This is a genomic window from Vibrio sp. 779(2023) (genome assembly GCF_033344285.1).
GTDB lineage: Bacteria > Pseudomonadota > Gammaproteobacteria > Enterobacterales > Vibrionaceae > Vibrio > Vibrio alginolyticus.
On record NZ_JAWPOM010000006.1, the window covers coordinates 233,387 to 239,915 of the forward strand.

Consider the following 6,529-nt stretch of genomic DNA (forward strand, 5'->3'; position numbering starts at 1 on the left):
GTTAAAATGTGCAATTATCAACCAACAGGCATAGTAAACTTAGTTCACCATTGTAAAGCTAATCGCATCTGGTTTTGCTTTGCCTTGCCAAAACATCGTGCTACATACGCGATCGGCAAGTTGCTTATAATACCCTGCATGCTCACTTTCTGGGCGTCTTGCTACCGTTGGCACGCCAGCGTCAATATCTTCTCGCATAGAGATATGAAGCGGAATTTGTCCTAACAATGCTAAGCCAAATTCTTGCGACATTTTTTCAGCTCCGCCCATACCAAAAATATGCTCTTTCGCGCCACATTGACTACAAATGTGATAACTCATGTTTTCCACAACACCAATAACCGGGACATGGACTTTGTTAAACATTGCCGCTCCCTTCCTTGCATCGGCAAGGGCTAAATCTTGCGGTGTTGTGACTAGCACGCTACCTGTTACCGGAATTTGTTGTGACAGAGTCAATTGAATATCCCCCGTACCGGGCGGCATATCAATCACCAAATAATCCAAATCTGGCCAATCTGTTTCAGTTAATAACTGCGACAATGCTTTTGAAGCCATTGGACCGCGCCATATCGCCGCTTCTGATTTATCCACCAAATAACCGATAGAATGAGTATAGATGCCGTGAGCAAAAATGGGTTCCATCCACTTGCCATCACGAACTTCTGGTTTAGCATCTTCTTGCCCCAACATCATAGGTACAGACGGACCATAGATATCTGCATCCAACAATCCCACTTTCGCCCCAGATTGAGCAATCGCCAACGCTAAGTTAACTGCGGTAGTAGATTTACCAACGCCACCTTTCGCAGAACTGACGGCAACGATGTTCTTAACACCCTTAACCGAGTGAGCCACTTGAGTTTCTAAAGCTTTAACTCCAAGGCGAATATTAAATGGGAATTCAGCCACTTTACCCGAGGCTTGCTGCTGTTTGATCCAGTCATGCAGTACGGTTTGAAGCTCATTACTTGCGAATGGCAACGTTATATCAATAGAACCCTGTGTCGTAATCGAAATTGCGCCATGAATATCTGCCCAGTTTTCCACCAACTGTGGATGTTGGAATTGGTTAAACCAGTGACAAAAATCTTGTTTTGAAGTGAACTGATGCATAAGCCCTCCTTTTAGATGTCATGCTACCACCGTCCAGGCTCAACCAGAACCCCAAAAAAACTAAGGCATTCCGCAGTTTGACACCTTGGAGTTAGTCAGTTCATGGGGTAGTATTATCCATCAAAATTTATTTATACCTATCAAGAAAAGCGAATATTAAGTATGGCAAACGATCCAAAAAACTTTCCGTCAAGGAAAATGCTGGTAACTTGTGCCCTTCCGTACGCTAACGGTTCGATCCACCTTGGTCATATGCTTGAGCATATCCAAGCGGACATTTGGGTTCGTTACCAACGCCTACGCGGCAACACTGTAAACTTCATCTGTGCTGACGATGCTCACGGCACGCCAATCATGCTTAAAGCGCAACAGATGGGTATTACTCCTGAAGAAATGATTGCCGCAGTTAGCGAAGAGCACCAAAAAGACTTCGCTGGATTTGATATCAGCTTTGATAACTACCACAGCACACACTCAGATGAGAACCGTGAGCTAGCGTCACACATTTATCTTGAGTTGAAGAAAAATGGCTTTATCTCTAGCCGAACTATCTCTCAGCTGTTCGATCCAGAAAAAGAGATGTTCTTACCGGACCGTTTCGTAAAAGGTACCTGTCCAAAATGTAAGTCTGAAGACCAGTACGGTGACAACTGTGACAACTGTGGTGAGACTTACAGCCCAACAGAACTGATCAATCCTAAATCTGCGGTTTCTGGTGCAACGCCAGTAATGAAAGATTCAGAGCACTTCTTCTTCGACCTGCCTCAGTTTGAAAGCATGCTAAAAGAGTGGACTCGCTCTGGCTCGCTACAAGCTGAAACAGCGAACAAAATGCAAGAATGGTTCGAATCTGGCTTGCAGCAATGGGATATCTCACGTGATGCACCATACTTTGGCTTCGAGATCCCTGGTGAGAAGAACAAATTCTTCTACGTATGGCTAGACGCGCCTATCGGCTACATGGGCTCTTTCAAAAATCTATGTGACAAGCGCGACGACCTAGATTTCGACGAGTATTGGAAAAAAGACAGCTCAGCAGAGCTGTACCACTTCATCGGTAAAGACATCGTTTACTTCCACAGCCTATTTTGGCCAGCAATGCTAGAAGGTTCTGGCTTCCGCAAGCCTAACAACGTATTCGTACACGGTTACGTAACCGTAAACGGCGCAAAAATGTCGAAGTCTAAAGGTACGTTCGTAAAAGCAAGCACTTACCTAGAGCACCTAGACCCTGAGTGTCTACGTTACTACTACGCTGCGAAGCTAAACAGCCGTATCGACGATCTAGATCTTAACCTTGAAGACTTCACTCAGCGCGTAAACGCTGACGTTGTTAACAAGATCGTTAACCTGGCATCTCGTAACGCAGGTTTCATCGCGAAACGTTTTGAAGGAAAACTGTCTGACAACTTTGCTGAGCCTGAACTTTACAACGAATTTGTTGCTGCTGCTGACCGTATCGCTGAGCTTTACGAAACGCGTGAGTTTGGTCGTGCAATCCGTGAAATCACGGCATTGGCAGACAAAGCTAACCAATACGTTGATGAAAAAGCACCGTGGGTTGTAGCAAAAGAAGAAGGCAAAGATCAGGAACTACAAGACATCTGTTCTGTCGGTATCAACCTGTTCCGCGTACTGATGACTTACCTGAAACCAGTAATGCCATCGCTAGCTGCGCGTACTGAAGCGTTTCTAAACCAAGAGCTAACTTGGGAAAACATCGCTGCTCCACTAACAGACCACGAGATCACTAAGTTCAAAGCACTGTTCAACCGTATCGATCCGAAGAATGTTGAAGCGATGATCGAAGCATCTAAAGAAGATGCGGCGGCAGAAATGGCGGCGAAAGAGAAAGCAGAAGCGGAAAAGAACAAGGCTAGCGAAACTGAGCTAGACAAAGAGCCAATCGCTGAAGAGATTGAGTTCGATGCTTTTGCTGCAGTAGATATGCGTATCGCTCGTATCATCTCTTGTGAAGAAGTACCAAAAGCCAACAAACTGCTTAAGTTCCAATTGGACATCGGTGGTGAAACTCGTCAGGTATTCTCTGGCATCAAGTCAGCTTACAAACCTGAAGAGCTAGAAGGCAAACTAACGGTAATGGTTGCAAACCTAAAACCTCGTAAGATGAAGTTTGGTATGTCTGAAGGTATGATCCTAGCGGCAGGCCCTGGTGGTAGTGACCTGTGGATCCTTGAGCCACACGAAGGCGCTCAACCTGGTATGCGCGTAATGTAAGTATCTTTATTGAAAAGGCTTAACTAAATCAGTTAAGCCTTTTCTCGCAGTTAAGCTTATCGATTAAGCTTGATTGTACTACAAAGAGAATTCTTCTGGACCCCAAGTAATAATCGCGCCACATGCAAGGAAAAGTACAAAGCTGATCGTGACTACAAAAGCGAGAACTCGATCAAATGTCGTTGCGTATTTTAGTATTAACTGATCATCTACAAGTGATACTTTCGCAGGCTTGCCTCGCATTAAAACTGTAGTATACATTGGGAATCTAACCCCCCAGGTATCTCTATCCCAACCGACAGGGCCATGACCATCCTTCGACATCTTTTTCTCAATCCGCTTTACCGATATACGAATAAAAAACAAGGTACTCACTAGCCAAGTGCATCCAACAATAATGTTTACAATATTAAAATAAAACACTTTGTTCCCTTTACTAGGATTTGGCTTTTCAACTAGGCTTGTATTCACCGTTCTACAGAGCCCTGCGCTTAACTGGTTTTCACTCAGTACTCTTCAGGCCCCAACCCCATTACTGCTCCCAAAGCAAGTGCCATCACGAAGCTTATTGTGACAATATACGCAAGCACTCGGTCAAAGACCGTCGCGTACTTTAGAATAAGTTTGTCTTCTACCAGCGATACTTTCGCAGGTTTACCTCGCATCAACACTGAGGCGTACATGGGAAATCTAAAACCCCACCCATTTCTGTCCCAGCCAATTGGATCATGACCATCCTGCAATATTTTTGTCTCAATCCGCTTTGCTGATACACGAATAAAAACCAATGTGCTCAGTAACCATGTCCAACCAACAATCATCACTATAAGATCGAAACAAAACACAACTACTCCTTTAAAACCAATTTACTTTAGAGCTAGTTTCATAGGTTTTTTCTGCTAAACCTTGCCCAAACCAATCACCCATTTTTGCAGCCGCATAACCAGCCCCTAAACCAACACCTATTAATACTACTACTCCAAATGGGCCAGCAGCCAAAGCGACTCCCATTCCAGATACAATCACTTTGGATGTAGTCCAAACGCCAGCAGCGTTGCTCGCACCAAACCCTGCAACTTCCATTGCTGCTCTTTTTTGCCAATTTTCTCCGTTATTCTTGGCATTTCGAACATTGTTAAAGCGAACACCAGCATCAATCATGATGATCTTTTTACCCACAATACTAGAGCTTTGTTCAAGAAATCGAATTGAGCGGATGTTAGCTATAGATGTTAAATGTAACTTAGTTATATCCCTGCCACTTCGCGCGATATTGACAGCCCTATTCGGGTTGCTCCAAATGTTTCCACGGCTACTTTTAACTCGTCCTGCATAATGGGCAAGCTCTTTTGTAAATTTGGCATTCAAAGAACTGTGAGCTTCTTTAACTCTATATCCAAGCTTCACAAGCTCCTTTTTCTGCGCACCACTTCGTGAGGCTGTACGTACATCTAGTAAGGCGTTTTGATATTTGAGCGAAGCTTTCCCGAAATTACTCAATCTGACTTGCTTTTCATTAACAGCAGTAGCGGCAGCACCTACTGCAGTATACTCATCGATTCCCCCCTCCCCATAGTATGATTAGTAGCATCTAAAAAAGGCTTAATCTCTTTTTCATAGAGGAGGGCTACCGCTTGTTAGTTTTCATCGCCAAACTCACGTGTTAGATTGGCTACATTTCTTTTGGTTTCTTGTGACCAACTTTTTACAGTATCAAGAGCACAAGCTATATCAGGTCTCTCGCTACGCAACTTAGCTATGTTGTTCACAGAGCCTTCGTTCAGTATGAAAGGAGTACCTGCGGGAATAAAACTACCAAATATATGTGGGTTGTCCTTACGAAACTGAAGGTACCTATCCTCATCATTTGTATCGATAGGGAGCGTTATCTTTGAGTGAGTACTGAAGCATAGGTCGAATTTATTAGACAAATTAATTACCTCGAACAATCAACAAAATAGACAACTTATATCATATGAAGTGTTCGAGTATTTTAATTTCTAAACATTGTGACTTGAATCAGACTACAAAAAGTAATCAATATGTAACTCACAAAGAATAACGCGTACACCAAGCATCGACACCGAATAATCAACCATATTCACAAATTTGGTGAATCCATGCACCAACAACGACCATTCAAAAAGAACATTCAATATAACCAATTGTTTAAATTGAGTTTTTGTTTGGCATCAAAACTGCAATCTTCCTTGTTAGGTCCAAACACTAACAAGGAGTTGGTTATGTTTGTTTTGATTTCCACACTATTGTCCATCGCTATTTTAGCCGGAATATATCACTTATCTTCTAAACGAGAGCAGCAACATGCGCGCAAATATCAGCTGTTAACATTGTTGCGAGATGTTGTTCACCTTCTGAGACACCACCGAGCTGCTACTCACTACTCGCTTCAATTCCAACAAAACGATCAACAAAAATTGGACGCTCTTCATGATGCTCTGACTAACAAGCTGCATCTTTTAGTCGAAACATCACGGTTTGAAAACAAACCCATGTATCGCGTATTACAGATTAAAGTAGGGAAACTACTTGAACAATGGAATGACCATAGTGTTGCAAGAAACCAGATGGAGCATGGTAAGTTAATTCGTCATTGCTTGTTTTTGATGGATGAAGTAACCATCGCATGGCTAGCGGTTGAGCAAAGAGATGACTTGCATAATGAGTATCACATGAACTGGCAAAACATTATGGATAGCTTGGAGACCCTGACTCAGTTACGAATCAGCATTCAAGATTTAGGAGAACAAGGCGGAAATGAGCGTTTCAAAAACTATGCATCGGTCATGATGCGTAAGCTAAACCAACTAGCGGTTATCGCTCCACTTAGCATTACCTCTCCTGCTTCCACGCGCTCAATACAGACGCTAAATGAATACGTGACAGGGAGTCATGTCGACTTAACAGAAGCAGAGCTTTATGGCGTCACATCGGACTTGTCATTGACCATCTTCAATACTTACGACCATGTCCTTTCAGATGTCGTAGAGTCATTATATCTACCGTTACCCAGACTCTCGCTAGCAGGATAAACGTTCCATGCCTTATTATTGGTGCTAGGTCCGTCGCCGACTTATAAGTAAATGACCACCTTCTAAAGAAGGTGGCTTTGTGTGAGCCCCCTAAAAGGGGGCCTTTGTTTAGTCCAGCGCCA

Annotated in this window: 6 protein-coding genes; 2 read left to right on the plus strand and 4 right to left on the minus strand. The window is 43.3% G+C overall.

What is annotated here, in order from left to right; genetic code table 11:
• Positions 1–39: 39 nt before the first annotated feature.
• Positions 40–1,116 (minus strand): iron-sulfur cluster carrier protein ApbC, encoded by a 1,077-nt coding sequence (gene apbC, locus R8O70_RS10645; RefSeq protein ID WP_104975494.1) that lies wholly within the window; start codon positions 1,114–1,116, stop codon positions 40–42.
• Positions 1,117–1,278: 162 nt separating this feature from the next.
• Between apbC and metG the strand changes: the two genes are divergently transcribed.
• A complete protein-coding gene (gene metG, locus R8O70_RS10650) occupies positions 1,279–3,354 on the plus strand; it encodes a methionine--tRNA ligase (RefSeq protein WP_064354181.1) in 2,076 nt (691 codons plus the stop codon).
• A 78-nt stretch (positions 3,355–3,432) separates the two neighbouring features.
• Here metG and R8O70_RS10655 read toward each other — a convergent pair whose 3' ends face one another.
• The 3 genes from R8O70_RS10655 to R8O70_RS10665 form a co-directional block, all read right to left on the minus strand.
• Positions 3,433–3,678 carry a hypothetical protein gene (locus R8O70_RS10655; RefSeq protein WP_226975267.1) on the minus strand — a complete coding sequence of 82 codons (246 nt, stop codon included), beginning with the start codon at positions 3,676–3,678 and terminating at the stop codon, positions 3,433–3,435.
• Positions 3,679–3,860: 182 nt separating this feature from the next.
• Positions 3,861–4,199 carry a hypothetical protein gene (locus R8O70_RS10660; protein ID WP_062730501.1) on the minus strand — a complete coding sequence of 113 codons (339 nt, stop codon included), beginning with the start codon at positions 4,197–4,199 and terminating at the stop codon, positions 3,861–3,863.
• 10 nt (positions 4,200–4,209) lie between these two features.
• On the minus strand, positions 4,210–4,854 hold the full coding sequence (locus R8O70_RS10665) for a hypothetical protein (protein ID WP_225452447.1): 645 nt from the start codon (positions 4,852–4,854) through the stop codon (positions 4,210–4,212).
• A 743-nt stretch (positions 4,855–5,597) separates the two neighbouring features.
• On the opposite strand from R8O70_RS10665, the gene R8O70_RS10670 reads away from it, so the two are divergent.
• On the plus strand, positions 5,598–6,407 hold the full coding sequence (locus tag R8O70_RS10670; RefSeq protein WP_017821380.1) for a hypothetical protein: 810 nt from the start codon (positions 5,598–5,600) through the stop codon (positions 6,405–6,407).
• Positions 6,408–6,529: the final 122 nt, after the last annotated feature.